At 45.5% G+C, this 16191-nt stretch carries 17 protein-coding genes; 9 read left to right on the forward strand and 8 right to left on the reverse strand.

The window, feature by feature from the left end; all coding sequences use genetic code 11:
• Window positions 1-305 precede the first annotated feature (305 nt).
• From QUB30_RS14195 to argH, 3 genes are all read left to right on the forward strand, one after another.
• Window positions 306-1796 (forward strand): PP2C family protein-serine/threonine phosphatase, encoded by a 1491-nt coding sequence (locus QUB30_RS14195; protein WP_333334230.1) that lies wholly within the window; start codon window positions 306-308, stop codon window positions 1794-1796.
• The gene (locus QUB30_RS14200) at window positions 1786-2025 is read left to right on the forward strand and encodes a hypothetical protein (RefSeq protein WP_333334232.1); all 240 of its coding nucleotides are present in this window, start codon (window positions 1786-1788) and stop codon (window positions 2023-2025) included. The genes QUB30_RS14195 and QUB30_RS14200 overlap by 11 nt, the downstream gene beginning before the upstream one ends.
• A gap of 294 nt (window positions 2026-2319) precedes the next feature.
• Complete coding sequence (gene argH / locus QUB30_RS14205; RefSeq protein WP_333334234.1) at window positions 2320-3705, forward strand: argininosuccinate lyase; 1386 nt, start codon at window positions 2320-2322, stop codon at window positions 3703-3705.
• Between the two features lie 98 nt (window positions 3706-3803).
• Here argH and QUB30_RS14210 read toward each other — a convergent pair whose 3' ends face one another.
• Complete coding sequence (locus QUB30_RS14210; protein WP_190738786.1) at window positions 3804-3995, reverse strand: hypothetical protein; 192 nt, start codon at window positions 3993-3995, stop codon at window positions 3804-3806.
• 466 nt (window positions 3996-4461) lie between these two features.
• On the opposite strand from QUB30_RS14210, the gene bcp reads away from it, so the two are divergent.
• The 3 genes from bcp (at window position 4462) to QUB30_RS14225 (ending at window position 6433) form a co-directional block, all read left to right on the forward strand.
• Window positions 4462-4935, forward strand: a complete 474-nt coding sequence (bcp, locus tag QUB30_RS14215) for a thioredoxin-dependent thiol peroxidase (protein WP_333334236.1) — start codon at window positions 4462-4464, stop codon at window positions 4933-4935.
• A gap of 77 nt (window positions 4936-5012) precedes the next feature.
• On the forward strand, window positions 5013-5468 hold the full coding sequence (locus tag QUB30_RS14220; protein WP_333334239.1) for an NUDIX hydrolase: 456 nt from the start codon (window positions 5013-5015) through the stop codon (window positions 5466-5468).
• A 158-nt stretch (window positions 5469-5626) separates the two neighbouring features.
• Complete coding sequence (locus QUB30_RS14225; protein ID WP_333334241.1) at window positions 5627-6433, forward strand: alpha/beta hydrolase; 807 nt, start codon at window positions 5627-5629, stop codon at window positions 6431-6433.
• An 82-nt stretch (window positions 6434-6515) separates the two neighbouring features.
• On the opposite strand, the gene QUB30_RS14230 is transcribed toward QUB30_RS14225, so the two are convergent.
• The gene (locus tag QUB30_RS14230; protein WP_333334243.1) at window positions 6516-7427 is read right to left on the reverse strand and encodes a pantothenate kinase; all 912 of its coding nucleotides are present in this window, start codon (window positions 7425-7427) and stop codon (window positions 6516-6518) included.
• Between the two features lie 316 nt (window positions 7428-7743).
• Here QUB30_RS14230 and QUB30_RS14235 point away from each other — a divergent pair, with 316 nt between their 5' ends.
• Complete coding sequence (locus tag QUB30_RS14235; RefSeq protein WP_333334246.1) at window positions 7744-9852, forward strand: GAF domain-containing protein; 2109 nt, start codon at window positions 7744-7746, stop codon at window positions 9850-9852.
• 72 nt (window positions 9853-9924) lie between these two features.
• On the opposite strand, the gene QUB30_RS14240 is transcribed toward QUB30_RS14235, so the two are convergent.
• Together QUB30_RS14240 and QUB30_RS14245 are read right to left on the reverse strand one after the other, a co-directional pair.
• The gene (locus QUB30_RS14240) at window positions 9925-10719 is read right to left on the reverse strand and encodes an RDD family protein (protein WP_333334248.1); all 795 of its coding nucleotides are present in this window, start codon (window positions 10717-10719) and stop codon (window positions 9925-9927) included.
• A 37-nt stretch (window positions 10720-10756) separates the two neighbouring features.
• Window positions 10757-11584 (reverse strand): DUF975 domain-containing protein, encoded by an 828-nt coding sequence (locus tag QUB30_RS14245; protein WP_333334250.1) that lies wholly within the window; start codon window positions 11582-11584, stop codon window positions 10757-10759.
• Window positions 11585-11664: 80 nt separating this feature from the next.
• On the opposite strand from QUB30_RS14245, the gene QUB30_RS14250 reads away from it, so the two are divergent.
• Window positions 11665-12633, forward strand: coding sequence for a stage II sporulation protein M (locus QUB30_RS14250; RefSeq protein WP_333334252.1), 969 nt, complete (start codon window positions 11665-11667; stop codon window positions 12631-12633).
• Window positions 12634-12729: 96 nt separating this feature from the next.
• Window positions 12730-13680 (forward strand): type II CAAX prenyl endopeptidase Rce1 family protein, encoded by a 951-nt coding sequence (locus QUB30_RS14255; protein WP_333334254.1) that lies wholly within the window; start codon window positions 12730-12732, stop codon window positions 13678-13680.
• Here the strand turns inward: QUB30_RS14255 and QUB30_RS14260 are convergent.
• From QUB30_RS14260 to QUB30_RS14275, 4 genes are all read right to left on the reverse strand, one after another.
• Complete coding sequence (locus QUB30_RS14260; RefSeq protein ID WP_333334256.1) at window positions 13658-14986, reverse strand: DUF58 domain-containing protein; 1329 nt, start codon at window positions 14984-14986, stop codon at window positions 13658-13660. The genes QUB30_RS14255 and QUB30_RS14260 overlap by 23 nt on opposite strands.
• Before the next feature lie 12 nt (window positions 14987-14998).
• Complete coding sequence (locus QUB30_RS14265) at window positions 14999-15388, reverse strand: VOC family protein (protein ID WP_333334258.1); 390 nt, start codon at window positions 15386-15388, stop codon at window positions 14999-15001.
• Window positions 15385-15684 carry a helix-hairpin-helix domain-containing protein gene (locus QUB30_RS14270; RefSeq protein WP_333334260.1) on the reverse strand — a complete coding sequence of 100 codons (300 nt, stop codon included), beginning with the start codon at window positions 15682-15684 and terminating at the stop codon, window positions 15385-15387. The genes QUB30_RS14265 and QUB30_RS14270 overlap by 4 nt, the downstream gene beginning before the upstream one ends.
• A gap of 61 nt (window positions 15685-15745) precedes the next feature.
• Window positions 15746-16189 (reverse strand): GNAT family N-acetyltransferase, encoded by a 444-nt coding sequence (locus tag QUB30_RS14275; protein WP_333334262.1) that lies wholly within the window; start codon window positions 16187-16189, stop codon window positions 15746-15748.
• Window positions 16190-16191 lie beyond the last annotated feature (2 nt).

The following is a 16191-nucleotide window of genomic DNA, read 5'->3' on the forward strand; positions in this document are numbered from 1 at the left end:
ACTAAATATCTAGAAACAATACCTTCGCCCTGTTATTGTTTTGTTGGGATCGAAGCGCGCGATCGACATCGAACAACCGATTAAAGAATTGGCGATTTGATATTTGAGATGCTAGCAAAAATCTCCAATTTTTTAATTGAAAATCTCAAATCTAAAATTGATGCTGTTGGGTAAACTTCCCCTACTGCCCAACCTACCTGCTCAACCCAAACTACTTGCTCGAAAAAAAACCGGGTTTTGTTCAAGTGGCGCGTAAGTCCTCAATCATTCCTCCTCCTTCTAAGATCGAAAATCACAAATCTAAAATGACTGCTGTGCCTTTGCCTCGCTCTTCACCTCAACCTGCTGACCGCCCTCCGGGTCGCAATTCTACCGACGCGACGCCAGTATTTGCCCTCAAAGAACTGGTGGCGCGCTTGCACCGATACCAGCACAACGTTCAAGATATGTTGGGTTCGCTGGGATTTGCCCTGCGCAGTTTTAACAATCTCAACCAATTTTTGGAGTTGGTGCCTTTGGTGGCGACTCGCGTTACCGATGCCGACGGCGGAGCTTTGGTACTGTTCAAACCTAACGGTCAAGTCAGATTCCAGCAGTTGCACTGTCACGAAGGACGACAGTGCCAAGATATGCGAAAAGCGCTGGAAATAGCCACCAGGCAAGCGACAGCAGGTGCTAACGGTAGTGGTGCTGAATCTTTTTCTGCAACCTCTGGGCAAACCTCTAGTCTCGACTTGCAAGTGGGCCGTTATTTGGGCCCGGACGTTCATTTGTTTGGTGCGCCAATTTTAGTCAACAATTTGGAACGCGGACGCCTTTATGTTTTTAGCAGTGATCCGCAATATCTCTGGACTCCCAGCAGACAGAAATTAGTTCGGTTGGTGGCGGATCAAACCGCGGTAGCAATATGCAAAGACGAACTTACTGTTAAGTTGGCTGAAAAAGAACGCTTAGACAGAGAGTTAGAAATCGGGGCGGAAATTCAATTGCGACTGCAACCCCGCAGTTGTCCGAAAATTCCCGGTGTTGACGTGGCCGCCCGCTGCCAAACTGCTAGCAGAGTCGGCGGAGATTATTATGATTTTATTCCCGCTGACTATGACCCGATCGGCAAGGAGAATGAGGGGGAAAACCCCCCATCCCTAATTAAAAATCTCAAGTCCAAAATCGACAAAGGCCGCTGGAGCATTGTGATCGGCGACGTGATGGGCAAAGGAGTACCTGCTGGCCTGTTGATGACTATGACACGGGGTATGCTGCGGGCGGAGGTTTTGAACCGCCACTCGCCGTCGAGAATTTTGCAACATTTAAACCGGGTTATGCACGCGGATTTGGAAAATTCCCACCGTTTTGTGACTCTGTTTTATTCGGAGTATGACCCGAAAACTCGCGTTTTGTCTTACAGCAATGCAGCTCACCACCCGCCTTTGCTGTGGCAAGCTGCAACTAATACGATTCTTCAGCTCGATACTTTGGAGGGAATGTTAATTGGCCTGGATGCTGATTCGCATTACCAAGAAGCTCAAGTGCAATTGCAGCCAGGAGATACTATTATTTATTACACAGACGGATTTACCGATGCTGCTAATCAAAGGGGCGATCGCTTTGATGAGGATAACTTGACCTCGGCTTTTCAGTGGGCCTGTCAAAATTATCAGCAGTCTGAAGAAATTTTGGATTATTTGTTCGATCGGGTTCACCAGTTTATCGGCATCGGCAATCGCAACGAAGATGACATGACACTGGTTGTACTTAGGGTAACAGCTTTAGCAGGAGAAAATCACCATGATAGTTAATTTAATCCCGGAAATTACTGCTGGATTAACCAGTTCGATTAATTGGAACGATGTCGCTCACGTGTTAGTTTTGAAATCTCATTTGAGTTCGACGGTGGTTTTGGCTCAAAGTTACGAAATTTTTACGAATTTCCAGAAAGCTTGGAAAAATTTTGTTTCGACTGGTCAAATAGGAGCTTTTTTTATAGGTATTTTTGTGGGCTGGTTCTTTAAAGGGATTTTTCGTTAGAGTTATTGTCGAAGAAGCTATCGGAAGGGATGTAAGATTTAAAAAGTTTGTAGCCAAAACTTCACTTCTTTATGATGCAGCAAAAGTTTCCCAATTTTGTAGTCCAGACTTCAGTTTTTTCTGGTCAAAAGATGTATAAAAAGTTTGTAGTCAGGACTTGAGTTTTGTCTGGCCGAATTGGGAAGGGAGGACTAAAGTCCTGACTACAAACCGGAGGAAGGACTAAAGTCTTTGCTAAAAATCGGTTTTTATAGACTTCTGCAAGAGAGATATAATCTAGTTTTAGCTTGAGCAATGACAACACAACAAAAAACTTGGAGTCAAAGATTTGAATCGGCGCTGCACCCGGCGATCGCCCGATTCAATGCTAGTATTGGCTTCGATATTGAATTGATTGAGTATGACTTGACTGGTTCTGTCGCTCACGCTAAAATGCTGGCAAAAACGGGGATTATTTCCGCAGCAGAAGGGGAACAGTTAGTCAATGGTTTGGAACAGATCCGCCGCGAATACCGCCAAGGACTTTTTGTTCCGGGAGTTGATGCAGAAGACGTTCACTTCGCAGTAGAGAAGCGGCTGACTGATATCGTAGGGGATGCGGGGAAAAAGTTGCACACGGCCCGATCGCGCAACGACCAAGCCGGCACCGACACTCGCTTGTATTTGCGCGATCGCATCGCAGAAATTCGCGAGCAATTACGGGAATTTCAAGGGGTTTTGCTAGACATTGCCGATCGTAACGTGGAAACTTTAATTCCCGGTTACACTCATTTGCAGCGCGCTCAGCCGATCAGTTTGGCTCATTACCTGTTAGCTTATTTTGAAATGACCGATCGCGATTGGGAACGTCTCGGCGATATCTGCAAGCGCGTGAATGTTTCGCCTTTGGGTTGTGGCGCGCTGGCGGGGACGACTTTCCCAATTGACCGACATTATACGGCAGAACTATTGCATTTTGACAATGTTTATGCTAATAGCTTAGATGGAGTGAGCGATCGAGATTTTGCCATAGAATTTCTCGCTGCCGCCAGCTTGATTCTGGTACACCTGAGCCGCTTGTCAGAAGAAATGATTTTGTGGTCTTCTCACGAATTTGGATTTATTACGCTCAAAGATAGCTGCGCTACGGGTTCTAGCATCATGCCCCAGAAAAAAAACCCCGACGTGCCGGAGTTGGTGCGGGGCAAAGCGGGGCGGGTGTTCGGTAACTTGCAAGCCTTGCTCGTAGTAGTGAAGGGACTTCCTTTGGCCTACAACAAAGATTTGCAAGAAGATAAAGAAGCTTTGTTTGATACCGTCAAAACGGTACAAGGTTGCTTGCAAGCAATGACGATTTTGCTGCGGGAAGGAATCGCGTTTAACGGCGATCGTCTCGCTGCTGCTGTTACGGAAGACTTTTCTAACGCTACAGACGTAGCCGACTACTTGGCCGCCAAAGGAGTTCCCTTCCGCGAAGCTTACAACCTTGTCGGCAAAGTCGTCAAAACTTGCCTTTCGGGGGGCAAACTCCTCAAAGATTTGACACTTGAGGAGTGGAAAGACTTGCACCCAGCCTTTGAGACAGACATTTACAGCGCGATCGCACCTCAGCAAGTAGTGGCGGCTCGCAATAGTTACGGCGGTACCGGGTTTGAACAAGTGAGAAAATCACTTATCGCTGCGCGCGATCGGATCGCCTAAACATCGTTGAATTATTGGACAAATTCCGGGTGGCTATCTCTCCTTAGAACGATCGTGTCTTCCACTCTGGTTCTAAGTTCGGCAGATAGCCTCAGCAATTAATCTTCAGCAGCAGCCATATCTTTGTCTCTGCCGCCACCGCTCATGGCGCCCATGCCGCCGCCGTTGCCGCCGTCAAATCGCCTTCTCTTGTTGGAGAACATATCCTGATTTCTCCGCTTGCGAAACTTGCGAGCGTATGCTTGATTTCGTTGTGCCTTCTCTTTCTTGAGATTGCGGCGCTTAGCCATTCTGACCTCACTAATAAACATTGACAGTCCCCGGGCTTTCACGCCCAGGGATTCTTAAGGTTGACACTCTGTGCACTCTTGGTGACTGAGATTCTTGGTTCAGCGAACTCACTTGCTTGCGACTGGATTTCTCCAGCCTCAGTAGAGGTGTTTTCTCCCCAAGCGTAAATTCCGGTATGTCCTACCGTACTCGATCAGTTCTCTTTATGTAGTTAGGTTTTGTTCAAATTTAGCTTTCCTAAACCGCAACACCGTTAGGTGTGACTACGCACTCAACTAATCCAGTTAAGTTTTTACGTTGTCTAGTTATACTCAATTTTAGACCGATGACGATCATAGCACACCCGGTACAAGACCCAGAAAAAAGAACACGGGGATTAAAGTCGCTGGGAATCCGGGCCCGATGGGACGCAATGTTTTCGATCTTCCAGAAGATTTCTATAAACTATTGACAAAAATACGACAAATGACTATCAATCCCGGTGACGTAGCTCCTGTCTTCAGCCTGCCCGACGCGCAAGGCAATTTCGTCAGCCTTGCAGATTTTCGAGGGCGGCGTGTTGTACTTTACTTTTACCCTCGGGACAATACCCCAGGCTGTACCAAAGAAGCTTGCGGCTTTCGCGACATTTACTCAGACTACGAGTCGCGCAATATTGCAGTCCTCGGCGTCAGCACAGACGGGGCCGGATCCCACGCCAAGTTTGCAGCTAAATATCAACTGCCTTTTCCCTTGCTGTGCGACTCAAACGCCGAAGTTGCCACCGCCTACGGCTGTTACGGACTCAAAAAGTTTATGGGAAAAGAATTTATGGGAATCACTCGATCGACCTTCGCGATCGACCCTGATGGTAGGATTGAAAAGGTTTATCGGAAAGTCAAACCAGAATTTCACGCAGCCGAGATATTAGCAGACTTGCCAGACCTCTCGCCTGAATGAAAAATTAAAAATTAAGACTTTTGAGCTGCCAGCTAAGAAACCTGAAATTACTTTCCCCTAAACAAGCTTTTGAGTTTATGCGTCGATTGTGGCAAATTGTACAAACTGTGCTGGGACTGATTTTTCGACATCCCGTCACTGGTACTGCGGTGATTCCGGTATTGCCTGACGGGCGAATTGTGTTAATTCGCCGCCGCGACAACGGTCGCTGGGCACTGCCGGGAGGTATGGTGGATTGGGGAGAGGATATTCCGACAACTGTGCGGCGGGAATTAGCAGAGGAAACAGGACTCGATTTAGTCAAAATCCGCCGCTTGGTGGGTGTTTATTCGGCTGCCGATCGAGACCCTCGCCTGCACTCGATTTGTATCGTGGTGGCAGCAGAGGTAGAGGGAAAGATGCAAGTTCAGGATACGCTTGAAGTCAGCGAAGTTGAGGCTTTTTTGCCCGGATCGCTGCCGGAGGGCCAGCTCAGCCACGATAACGACCAACACTTACAGGACTATTTTCAAGGCCTGACAACTTTGGCGTAAACCGGCGGGGCATCCAAATTTGAGAAAAGTCGGAAATTACCTCGCCGTCAAAAGTTTTCTGTTATGACTGTGAAATTAATTTTCACTGTTTTCCTACTTTTATTCACCATCTCTGAACATTAAATTAATCATCTTTTTATTACTAAATATTTAACCGGATGTACTCACCGCTACGCAATTCTCGGGTAAAACTCTCTGTAGGGCAAATCTTCTGGCACGAAGTCGGTCAAGGCCAGAATTTAGTATTTTTGCACGGTTCTTGGCAGGACAGCAGTCAGTGGCTGAGGACGATCGAACATTTGAGTCCCTACTACCAATGCTTCGCACCGGATTTGCTGGGGTTTGGCGACTCGGAACGTCCGAAAATTCATTACTCGATCGACTTGGAAGTAGAATGTCTCGCCCAATACCTCGATACTTTGAAGTTGCGACAGGTTTATTTAATAGCTCACTCTGTGGGCGGCTGGGTGGCCACCAGCTATGCTATCAAATATCCCGATCGAGTTCAGGGTTTGGTGTTGTTGGCCCCAGAAGGCGTCAAGGTTGGCAACCGGCGGGGGCGGTGGCAGACGGCTAGCTGGCTGATCGGCAAACCTCCGCTCGCTTTCTGGTTGCTGCGATCCATCTATCCAATTGCTAAGTTGCTGGGTAGCAAAAAAAAGATTGACGGATTGCTAAATTTCAGACAGCAGTTGATGCAGTCCCCTGTTGCCGTGCAGTTGCTGTTCCGGCGGCGGCGGGCTGAAATTACAGCGGAGTTAGTTGATGAGAATTTGCCTTTGCTGAAAGCGCCTGTTTTGCTGTTGCACGGTTCTGAAGATACCCCCGCAGCTTCGTCTGTGTGTCAATCCTATGCTGCTCTGGCTCCTAATGCCGAACTGCAATTGGTCAGTGCGGGGGAAAGCAATTTGCCGCAGGAAGTCCCGGATGTTGTTGCTAAATATATTCGCGAGTTTGCTAAGTGAATTGGGAATTGGGAATTGGGAATTGGTCATTGGTCATTGGTCATTGGTCATTGATAAAATGACAACAGTCAACAGTCAACAGTCAACAGTCAACAGTTAACAGGCTAATTCCCCAAAAAATAGCCTCTGGTGCGTCAATTAAGGGTGCGGCTGTATCGGGAAAAGCTGCGGTGAGGTATTTTAAAAGCATAGCGCGATCGCCCCCCGCGAGTGCAAATTTGCTATTAGGAAACAAACACCGCCAATCTTCAATAAAATCCCTAACTCCTGCCACCGTCGCATACACAACTCCGCTTTGAACTGCCCCAGCAGTATCTGTAGCCCAGCGGTGCGGCAGATTTTCTGGTAAGCTGACTAAGGGTAATGCAGCGGTTTTTTTACTTAGCGACGATAACTGCAAACCCAAACCCGGTAAGATTGCGCCCCCAACTAAATACCTATTGACATCAGCCCCAGTAAATGTTAAAGCTGTACCAGCATCTATAAGTAAAACTGGCCAACCCAATTGGTTGCCAGCACCCAGTACAGCCAAAGCTCTGTCAATTCCTAGGGTAGGATAGAGTCCCCCGATCGGCAACTGGTCTAAAGTAATAATTCGGACATCAGGATAACTCTGCCAAATTGCTGTTTGTTGGGGAACAACTGAGGCTAAAACTAGAGGCAGGGGAACCAAAGAAAGTGTGTGAGGACTAGAACAAGCGGGAGTAGCAGGAAGACAAAGGAGATTTTGAGAAGATATTTCCTCGATCGACCTCATTACTGTTTGCACCAAATATTCGGCTTTTTCGGTCTCGGAGAGCCGAGAAACAGCATCAGCTTTGAGATGCTCTGTATCCCATGTTTTTTCCAGGGTTTTGCCCGCAAATAATCCCCAGTGCAGTCGCGAATTGCCGATCGCCAAAGCTATTTTAATCTGGCCTTTACCTGTCAATCCAGATGTAAGGTTGTCGGTGCTTGCTGCCGGGCGAAAATTGTCGGGAATTGAGTTTTCCATGGTGAGCGATCGCGCGCAAACATTGAACTAAAGATAGATTTTAGATGAATTTTCTTAGTTTAACCTGCGGGTTAAGTCTAATTGACATCTGACGCAGTTCAAGGGCGCGCGCCTAATTAGTATTGTCGGCTGCCGAGCGCATAATTAGTATTTATAAATATTTGTAAAGCAAATAATTGCTATGCTCTGGCTGCATCCTTTATAATGTCTTAAGATGTTCCAAAAATCCTGGTAGCTACGATCGGGATCTTGGCGGGGTAAGCACAGGTCTAAAAAACCAGGCTCAATCAAAATACTGTACCAATGCTGAGTAAATATGTCTTTAAAAATACAAGAACACGAAAACCCCTCGCCGAGATTAACTTCGCGGTTGCCTGAACCTGAAAAGTGGAGGCAGGAAGAAAGTCTTTCGCTGCCGGAAGTAGACAAACAAAAAGCCCTGATCGTGCAGATGCAGCAGCAAGTTCAGTTATCAAACTTGCTGAACCAAATTAATAACGAAATTCGCAGTACACTTGACATAGAAGAAATTTTGACATCTGCCTGCAGATTGCTGGGACAAGTGCTACAGTGCAGCCGCGTGAGCATTTTAGTCAAAGAATCAAATACAGAAAAAACTTTAGTCACGCGCGGAGAGTACAACGCCGGAGACTATCCGATCCAACTGGGCATGAAAGTACCGATGACTGATAACCCGCACTTGGCTGCAGTGGTGTCTCAGCAAGAGTCGCTAGCTCTGACGAAGTTTCTGGATTTTCCGGGATTGAACGAACAAACCCGAAAGATTGCCGAAGCTTTGGAGATTAAGTCCATGCTGGCAGTAGCTACTCGCTATCAAGGTGAAGTGAACGGCATAATTGGCTTGCATCAGTGCGATCGCGAACGGGAATGGACTGATTGGGAACGGCAGCTTTTAGAAGGGGTAGGATCGCAATTGGCGATCGCGATCAATCAAGCCAAACTCTATAGCAACACCCGTCGCCAAGCCGAACGAGAATCGCTGCTGCGGCTGATCGGCAACCAAATTCGCAGTACCCTAGATCTGGGAACTATCCTGGAAACAGCGGTGAGGGAAGTCCGCCAACTGTTGCAGTGCGATCGAGTAATTATCTACCAGTTTCAAGACAACTGGCAGGGAAAAGTTGTCGTTGAAAACATGACGGTTCCTTGGCCTTCAATTTTAGGAGATATGGGGGCCGATAAGTGTTTTAGGGGAGATTACGCCGATCTTTACCAGCAAGGGCGAGTCAAAGCAATTAATGATATTTTTAATGCCGGTTTAGAGCCTTGCCACGTTGATTTCTTAGACAGTTTGCAGGTAAAAGCTAATCTGATCGTGCCGATTGTTACCTCCCGAAGCGAAGAAAATTCACTTCCTATAGCCGGAAGTTGTAATTTAAAATTTCCCGGTAAACTGTGGGGTTTGCTGATCGCTCACGAGTGCGGGGATACCCGCAACTGGCAGCGGCAAGAAATGGAGTTGCTGTCGCAGCTAGCAGACCAAATGGCGATCGCCATTCAGCAAGCAGAACTTTATAGTAAAGTCCGAGAAGCTGCGGTCAAATCTCAAGCTCAAACCCAGCAATTGCAAGCAGCGTTCCAAGAATTGCGATCGACGCAGCAGCAATTGATTCAGAGCGAAAAAATGTCTGGTTTGGGGCAAATGGTAGCGGGAATTGCTCACGAAATTAACAACGCCAATAATTTCATCCACGCTAACTTGTTTCACGCTCAAGAATATTTCAAAGTCTTGGACGAAGCTCTAGAACTGGCCGGGAATGCCTGTCCAGAAGCAGCGGCAGCAATTGTCAGAATCAATGAAGAACTCGAACTCGATTACATTCGAGAAGACTTTGGCAAACTGCTCAAGTCGATGCGGGAAGGCAGCGGACGGATTCGATCGATCGTGATGACGCTGAGAAATTTTTCTCGCTTAGACCACGCTGAATTACAACCAGTAGACTTGAATGAAGGTTTAGAAAGCAGTTTCTTGATGCTGCAAAATAAACTAAAAACAAATATCAAAATCGACAAACAATACGGTAGTTTGCCGCTAGTAAAATGTGATGCCAGTCAAATCAACCAAGTATTTTATAATTTGATTGACAATGCTTTAGATGCGCTCCAGTCAACTAGAAAGCCGGGGGAATTAACCATCCGCAGTTGGCAAAGCGAGCCGGACTGGGTAACAATTTCTGTCCGCGACACAGGAACTGGCATTCCTGCCGAAATTCAAGACAAGATTTTTGACCCCTTTTTTACTACTAAACCTGTCGGTAAAGGTACTGGTTTAGGACTTTCAGTGTGCTATCAGGTAATTGTTCAAGCTCACGGCGGCAAGATCAGTTGCGTCAGTCAGGTTGGCGAAGGAAGTGAGTTTATTGTAGAGTTGCCCCTGACAGATCATAGGAGGGTAAGTGCATAATTCCTGCTTTAGTCAGATTAATGCCCAATTCCCTATGCCCGTGGATTTATAAGTAATTAACCGGACTGGATATTAATTGTCCGCTTGCTGCTGATAAGCTTGGTATACAGCCTCTAAAAAAACATCAGCATCAAGTTTCATCGGCAGTTTGTCCAAAGCAATGATTTGTTTCACCTGGCTCGCCAGTTGTTTGCTCACTTCATTTCGGGCATTTGGTATCATAGCTTCGCGGCGCTGCAAATACTCTCGAATTACAGCAAAATCTTCGGGCAGCAAGCGGGAAATATCGGCCTCGATCAGCAGTTTATTTGCTAGGGATTGAGCCGATGTTGATACTTTCAATGCAAATGCAGCAGTTGTCAGAGGTTGTTCTTCTTGAATTACCATGGTGCCTCCTACCAAATCTCCTAAACGTTTTTCCCGCTGGTTTAAAACTATGAAAAATACACCTATAAAAAATAAGTCGTCAAAAGGTCGCAGCAAAGCCCGTAGTGTTGATTGCGGAAGCCTGACTGGACGGCCATCATCCCGAATTACTCGAATTTTGACATAACGCTTGCCTGGTGTTTGACCAGACCACACCGTTTCATAAAATACAAAGTAACCTACATAAATGAAAAAACCAATTAATGCCTGAACTGCTATCAACCAGATTTCTAAGCGATTGGTACTTCCTAGCAACTTTGCGATCGTCTCAAGCAACACTGAATTAAATATCAGCGCACCTAATAGAAACACTACTATGATTAAACCCAAAATGATATAGTCTATCAGCAATGCGTATGCTCGGTTGCCAATTCCCGCTAAGGTAAATTCGAGTTCTACACTTTCGGGAGTGTGGAGAGTGAATCGATTAAAAAGTCGCATAAATTTGAGCAAATTTTATGTTGGGACTGAGGCTGAATTAGCGATCGCGCATTTTCAAACCAAAACCTTCTTTACGGCTGCGGATGTCGTAGTAGATAATGGCTTTCATAGCCTGCCAAAAAGGAGTCACAAGCGCACCGCTGCCAAAGCTCAAGGGCAAAATTAGAAGATAATAAACTAAGTAAAATAGACCCGTTTCTGCGCCCAAAAGTGGAGTTAAAACAAGTTGAACGATCACCGTAAGGATCTGCACAACAATCGTGATAGGGAGTGAAACCAAAAAGCCCACAAAAACTATCCACTGAATGCGTCCGACCGACCCCTTAGTTAACTGCCAACTGCGACTGATTGCTGAACTAGCATTCAGATTGTCCTCCATCGCCAGCGGCAACTCAACAATCAGCAAGCGAGAGAGAAGTCGGATATAGATAATTAAGAAAGCAATGACCGCAACTACCACAAAAGCTCCAACAATTACGTAATTTTGCCCAAAAATAGCAGCAGCCCCCACTGCCAATATTGCCATAGCGATCGTACCTGCCACGTATACCCCAATGTAAATCAGAAAGGTCAATATACCCGCCCAGAAAAAACTCCACATCCGAGGATTCACTTCACGGCGAGCATCACTGACAGTCTCTGGCTTTTCCCTAACTTCACCGAAAGCCAGACGAGAAATGAGCGCTGAAATCGCAGAAAATTTAGCCCAACCGTAAATCGGAACTAACAACCACAGATAAGCTACGAATGCCAAACCAAAATATGGCTTAAAATGGTCGCGGTAAATCCGTAAACTAGCACTAACAACATTACCGACGCTCAAGGGGCCTGTTTGTCCAGAAGAACTAAGATTTTGTTTAGGCATGACTGGATGGGTATAATTCTGTGAGGCGGAAAATTTACAACTATCTTAAGCTATATCTAATATAACTTAGTCAAAACTTTATGAATATTAAACGTTGGATCGCGCGGCGGGAACCCAACTGGAAACGGTTGGACACTCTTTTACAGCAAGTAGAAAAAAAGGGGCTAAAGTCCCTCCCTGCGTCTGAAATCAGGGAATTAGCGAGTTTGTACCGTTCTGTTTCGGCGGATTTGGCTAGGGCGAAGACAAATGAAGTCGGTAATATTTTGTTACAAGATTTACAAAGGTTAACTTCTCGCGGCTACACCCAAATTTACCAAGGTTCGCGCCGCCAAGATTGGGAAGCTGTAGTGGAGTTTTGCCGCTGGGGTTTTCCGGCTACGGTACAGCAGACGTTTGGTTATACGGCGACTGCGACGGGTATTTTTTTAGTAATGGCGTTGATTGCTTGGTGGTTTGCTTGGCAAGATCCGGCGTTTTTGTCCCTAGTAGTTCCTGGACATTTGATTAAAACGGTACGCGATGACGGGAAATTGTGGATGGGTTCAATTGTGGGAATCGAACCTTTAGCTTCTAGCGGTATTATGACTAACAATCTATCCGTATGTTTTGCGGCTGTTGGGGGAGGGATTGTTTTCGGTCTTTACACTGTTTATATTATGGCATTTAATGGAGTGAGCATCGGCGCGATCGCCAGTTTAGTAGCTCAGCACAATTTAGCTTACCCTTTTTGGGCCTTTGTATTTCCTCACGGTTCCCTGGAATTGCCGGCGATTTTTTTAGCTGGCGGCGCTGGTTTAATCATCGCCCGCGCCATCTTTTTTCCTGGCAAATATCGTCGTGCTGATGCTATGAAATTTTACGGTACTCAAGCTGCACAATTGGTATTTGGAATTGTGCCGATGTTGGTAATTGCTGGTACGATCGAGGGTTTTTTCTCGCCAAATCCGGCAATTCCCGATCCGTTGAAGTATTTGGCAGGGATCGGGTTGTTTGCGCTGTTGGTGATGTATTGCAGTAAAAGGCGATCGGCTGAAGTTCCTAGATAATTCTGAGCTTGAAATCGTTACACAAACGAAGTCCACTCCTAGCGGACTAAGACGCATCTTACCTAGCCATATCAAGTCCAGTAATTAATTAAAATCATGACTCTTACTAACATCAGCTCTCCCGAAGACAATCCTTTTTTTCTCATCAAGGTTCGGCATATATTTGGATGGTACTTCTTATTGGGTATAGGCATTTACTTTCAAATGGGAATGATTGGCTATACACGGGGGATACCGTTCGATGGTAAAACACCCTTAGATCCATTTGTTGATAAAATAGCTGAAACTTATTTAATGATTTTGTTACTAGCTTTGGTGTGGCGACAATGCAGGCTAGCGGGAATTGAAATTAAATATCTGGTTGGGAAAGTTCCCGATCGCTACCAATGGTTGCCATTAGTATGTCTGGCGATCGCTAGCGTGGTTTTTGGAGTAGGCGTCTTCCGAATATTTTATTATCCTTTGTCTTTTATTGTACCTTCCTTTGTAGAAAAAATACTGACTGATAATAGAAATACCGGGATTTTAATCACAGCTTCAAAATCCTTTTCGCCAGCGCTTTACTACTTAATTTTCCCCATCTATGCTTATGTAATATCTCCCCTAGTTAATGCGTCTTTATTTATCAGTATTCTGCTACACAGATGGGCTGGCAAATGGGGAAATATTACAGCAATAATAGCTATGTGTCTGCTGTGGGGAACTTTGGTATATAATAATTTTATAGCGATGATTATTTTGACCTTAATCTTCGCAATTTTATATGTAAAAACCCGCAGCTTACTTGTACTAATAATTTTTTTCCTAATCAGAAGTCTTTGTTTTACAATTTGGGATTTGTCATATCCAATATTTTTTGACAATCCAACACGAAGCACTTTAGAGATATTTCGATCGCAAATACAGCTAGGTGTCTTATTTTTTGCTTTGTCAGCCCCTTGGGTAATCGGTTTCATCTATAAAAACTGGTCTGTTCTCAAAGGGCCTTTACCTTACTTTGCTAATGCTGCGGAAGCTGAGAAAATTAAAGCTGATTCCGCGACTTAAGTTGCAGATATCTGTTAACTAATTGCTCGCTAATTTGATTGGCTGGTGCATCCAAAACCAAAACCCCTTTTTGTTTCAACTGTGCAAAAGCTACCTGACGCTGTGCTAGTAAATCTAAAGCGACAGCACGATTATAAGCAGGTGTGATTTCCACGGTGGAAGTGTGAGCGATTTGGTCAACTAGAGGGTCGCGCAAGGTTACGCAAAAAGGCAAATAACGAGGTGTTAAACGCGCTAATGCCGAAAGCATTTCCGTAGAAGCTGTGACATCTACTAAATCAGTAATTAGCACAACTAATGCACGGCGAGTTTGTTGACTTACTAATTTAGTTACAGCACCAACATAGTCTGGTTCTAACAAAACTGGCTGAATTGGCGCCAGGCGTTCAATTAATTTAGAGTGTTGATGTTGACCGCGTTCCGGGGGTATCCAAGTCGTGATTTCCCGATCGAACACGCCGACTCCCACGCGATCGCCCCGATTTAGTCCAGCCAAGGCTAAAGACAGCGCTGCATTCACTCCCCAGTCAAAGCGCTTCAAACCCTGCACTCGCGCGGTCATCAGCCGTCCCCTGTCGAGTAAAATAATCAAAGTTTGCTCTTTTTCTGGTTCTAAAACTCTGATTAAAGGGCGCGATCGCCTCGCAGTAGCTTTCCAATCAATCAAGCGAGGATCGTCACCAATACCATATTCCCGCAGTTCGGCAAATTCAGTTCCCATGCCGAGTTTTTGTAACCGCCGCATTGTGCCGCTATTTTCCAATGTTAGCCGAATAGAGAGTTCTTTCAACATCACTAAATCGGGATAAACGACAACTTGTTCGCTAGCAGGTATTTTCCAGTCGTTCCATGCTAAACCCCAGTTTCCCAACTGCCGCACTTGAATGTCTCCCCACTTACATTCTCCGCGATTTGACGGGCGGATCGTATAAGTTAATTCCTCATCGCTGTTAGGATTGAGGTCTGCTTCCAGCATCGGTTGAGAGACATCAAACTCTAGCGGATAGGAGTCGCGCAGGCGAATTTTAGCTGTTTGATTTGCCGTTAGCGCAGCCCTCGGAGAGGATCGCACTGACAGTACAACCGGATTGTCTCGCCCAATCGAAAGTCTGTGCAACGGATGGCGCGTCACTTGCACCCGATGAGATTTTACGCGCAGTGCGTCGGTAATGGCTAGACCTACAATTAAACAGTCAAATAGCAAAGTGCCGATAATACTTGTCTGCTGATTTACCAGCATAGCGAGCAAAAGGGCGATCGGAATGGCGATCGCTAACAGAAAATAAAGGCGAATAGCAGGAATCATTACAATTTCTGATTAAGATACTGGTGTACACAATTCAACGAGAGTTGCGTCTGGACATCTAACATAAGAAACAATCTGACCCCAAGGTTTTTTGAGAGGTGCTTTTAACTCTAATGCACCTGCTGCGATCGCTTGTTGATATGCCATTTCTACTGAATCAGTGGTAAATGCTATTTCAACATCCAAAGGTTTATCCGATGAAGCAGCCGAAATATAACCATTTGGGAAATTTGACGCGCCTAGAGAATGTGTAGCAAAAGATAAAGTTGTTTCCCCAGTGTCAAGTTCACCATAATCTCCTGATTCATCAATGAACTTCTTTTTGAACCCAAAAGCCATTTCAAAAAAAGTCAATGAACTTAGTACGTCAGCAACGTAAATAATTGTATATCCAAATTTCATTTGCTTTCTCCCTTTAGATGATTTGCAAGTAGCTTACGTCGTTCACCTGTATAACTCCACCAAGGCTTAGCTGGTTCGCCATTGAGGAATCTTTTGACAGAAATGAGAGCGTCAAGTACACATGGATCGTGGCGATGTCCCATGACATTAGCAAGTTCGTGAAAGACTTCTAATGGCGATCGCGTTTTAAGTTGATCTGGTTGCTCAATACCAATGCTTCGCAAATCCTCACTAATTGATTTCCCAATGTTTGGAAGGTCTTCAAGCTTCTTGACTTCGTTTAGAGACTTCTTCATACTTCTGGTGTGGTATTTTTGAGCTCAATTCCTACAATACTTGCGTAATAAAGATTTTTTGTCATGAATTCGATTCCTCCAAACGAAACGTAAACATAACACAATCGCTCGGTGTTTCTGGATTACCAACAGCCGAATACAGATTCATCGCTGCTGTATTTTCGCGATCGGTAAGCACCCAAGCTTCTGTACAACCCAACTCACGAGCGACCTCAAATACTGCATTCATCAAACGCTTCCCCAAACCTTGCCGACGATGAGTTTCTGCTACGCTAACCTCGTTAATCCACAGTTCCGGACGTGCCTTGTCGGGATGAACATAATGAACTGCTGAGACAAAGCCGACAACTCGATCGTCATCGATTGCAACAGCCAGATGGTGGCGCGAGTCTGTCAAAAATTCTTCAGTACGTGGGATATCGATCGAGTTGTCAAAGACATCTGGATCGACATTCTTGAGAATATCTAAATCATTACGATCCAGAATTTTGATTGCGATCGTCATAG

The organism is Microcoleus sp. BROC3, assembly GCF_036702515.1.
Classification (GTDB): domain Bacteria; phylum Cyanobacteriota; class Cyanobacteriia; order Cyanobacteriales; family Microcoleaceae; genus Microcoleus.

Excerpts from the sequence above, each read along its gene's own strand:
- QUB30_RS14195 (WP_333334230.1), top strand. The coding sequence starts at position 306 with ATGACTGCTGTGCCTTTGCCTCGCTCTTCACCTCAACCTGCTGACCGC.
- QUB30_RS14200 (WP_333334232.1), top strand. The coding sequence starts at position 1,786 with ATGATAGTTAATTTAATCCCGGAAATTACTGCTGGATTAACCAGTTCG.
- argH (WP_333334234.1), top strand. The coding sequence starts at position 2,320 with ATGACAACACAACAAAAAACTTGGAGTCAAAGATTTGAATCGGCGCTG.
- QUB30_RS14210 (WP_190738786.1), bottom strand. The coding sequence starts at position 3,995 with ATGGCTAAGCGCCGCAATCTCAAGAAAGAGAAGGCACAACGAAATCAA.
- bcp (WP_333334236.1), top strand. The coding sequence starts at position 4,462 with ATGACTATCAATCCCGGTGACGTAGCTCCTGTCTTCAGCCTGCCCGAC.
- QUB30_RS14220 (WP_333334239.1), top strand. The coding sequence starts at position 5,013 with ATGCGTCGATTGTGGCAAATTGTACAAACTGTGCTGGGACTGATTTTT.
- QUB30_RS14225 (WP_333334241.1), top strand. The coding sequence starts at position 5,627 with ATGTACTCACCGCTACGCAATTCTCGGGTAAAACTCTCTGTAGGGCAA.
- QUB30_RS14230 (WP_333334243.1), bottom strand. The coding sequence starts at position 7,427 with ATGGAAAACTCAATTCCCGACAATTTTCGCCCGGCAGCAAGCACCGAC.
- QUB30_RS14235 (WP_333334246.1), top strand. The coding sequence starts at position 7,744 with ATGTCTTTAAAAATACAAGAACACGAAAACCCCTCGCCGAGATTAACT.
- QUB30_RS14240 (WP_333334248.1), bottom strand. The coding sequence starts at position 10,719 with ATGCGACTTTTTAATCGATTCACTCTCCACACTCCCGAAAGTGTAGAA.
- QUB30_RS14245 (WP_333334250.1), bottom strand. The coding sequence starts at position 11,584 with ATGCCTAAACAAAATCTTAGTTCTTCTGGACAAACAGGCCCCTTGAGC.
- QUB30_RS14250 (WP_333334252.1), top strand. The coding sequence starts at position 11,665 with ATGAATATTAAACGTTGGATCGCGCGGCGGGAACCCAACTGGAAACGG.
- QUB30_RS14255 (WP_333334254.1), top strand. The coding sequence starts at position 12,730 with ATGACTCTTACTAACATCAGCTCTCCCGAAGACAATCCTTTTTTTCTC.
- QUB30_RS14260 (WP_333334256.1), bottom strand. The coding sequence starts at position 14,986 with ATGATTCCTGCTATTCGCCTTTATTTTCTGTTAGCGATCGCCATTCCG.
- QUB30_RS14265 (WP_333334258.1), bottom strand. The coding sequence starts at position 15,388 with ATGAAATTTGGATATACAATTATTTACGTTGCTGACGTACTAAGTTCA.
- QUB30_RS14270 (WP_333334260.1), bottom strand. The coding sequence starts at position 15,684 with ATGAAGAAGTCTCTAAACGAAGTCAAGAAGCTTGAAGACCTTCCAAAC.
- QUB30_RS14275 (WP_333334262.1), bottom strand. The coding sequence starts at position 16,189 with ATGACGATCGCAATCAAAATTCTGGATCGTAATGATTTAGATATTCTC.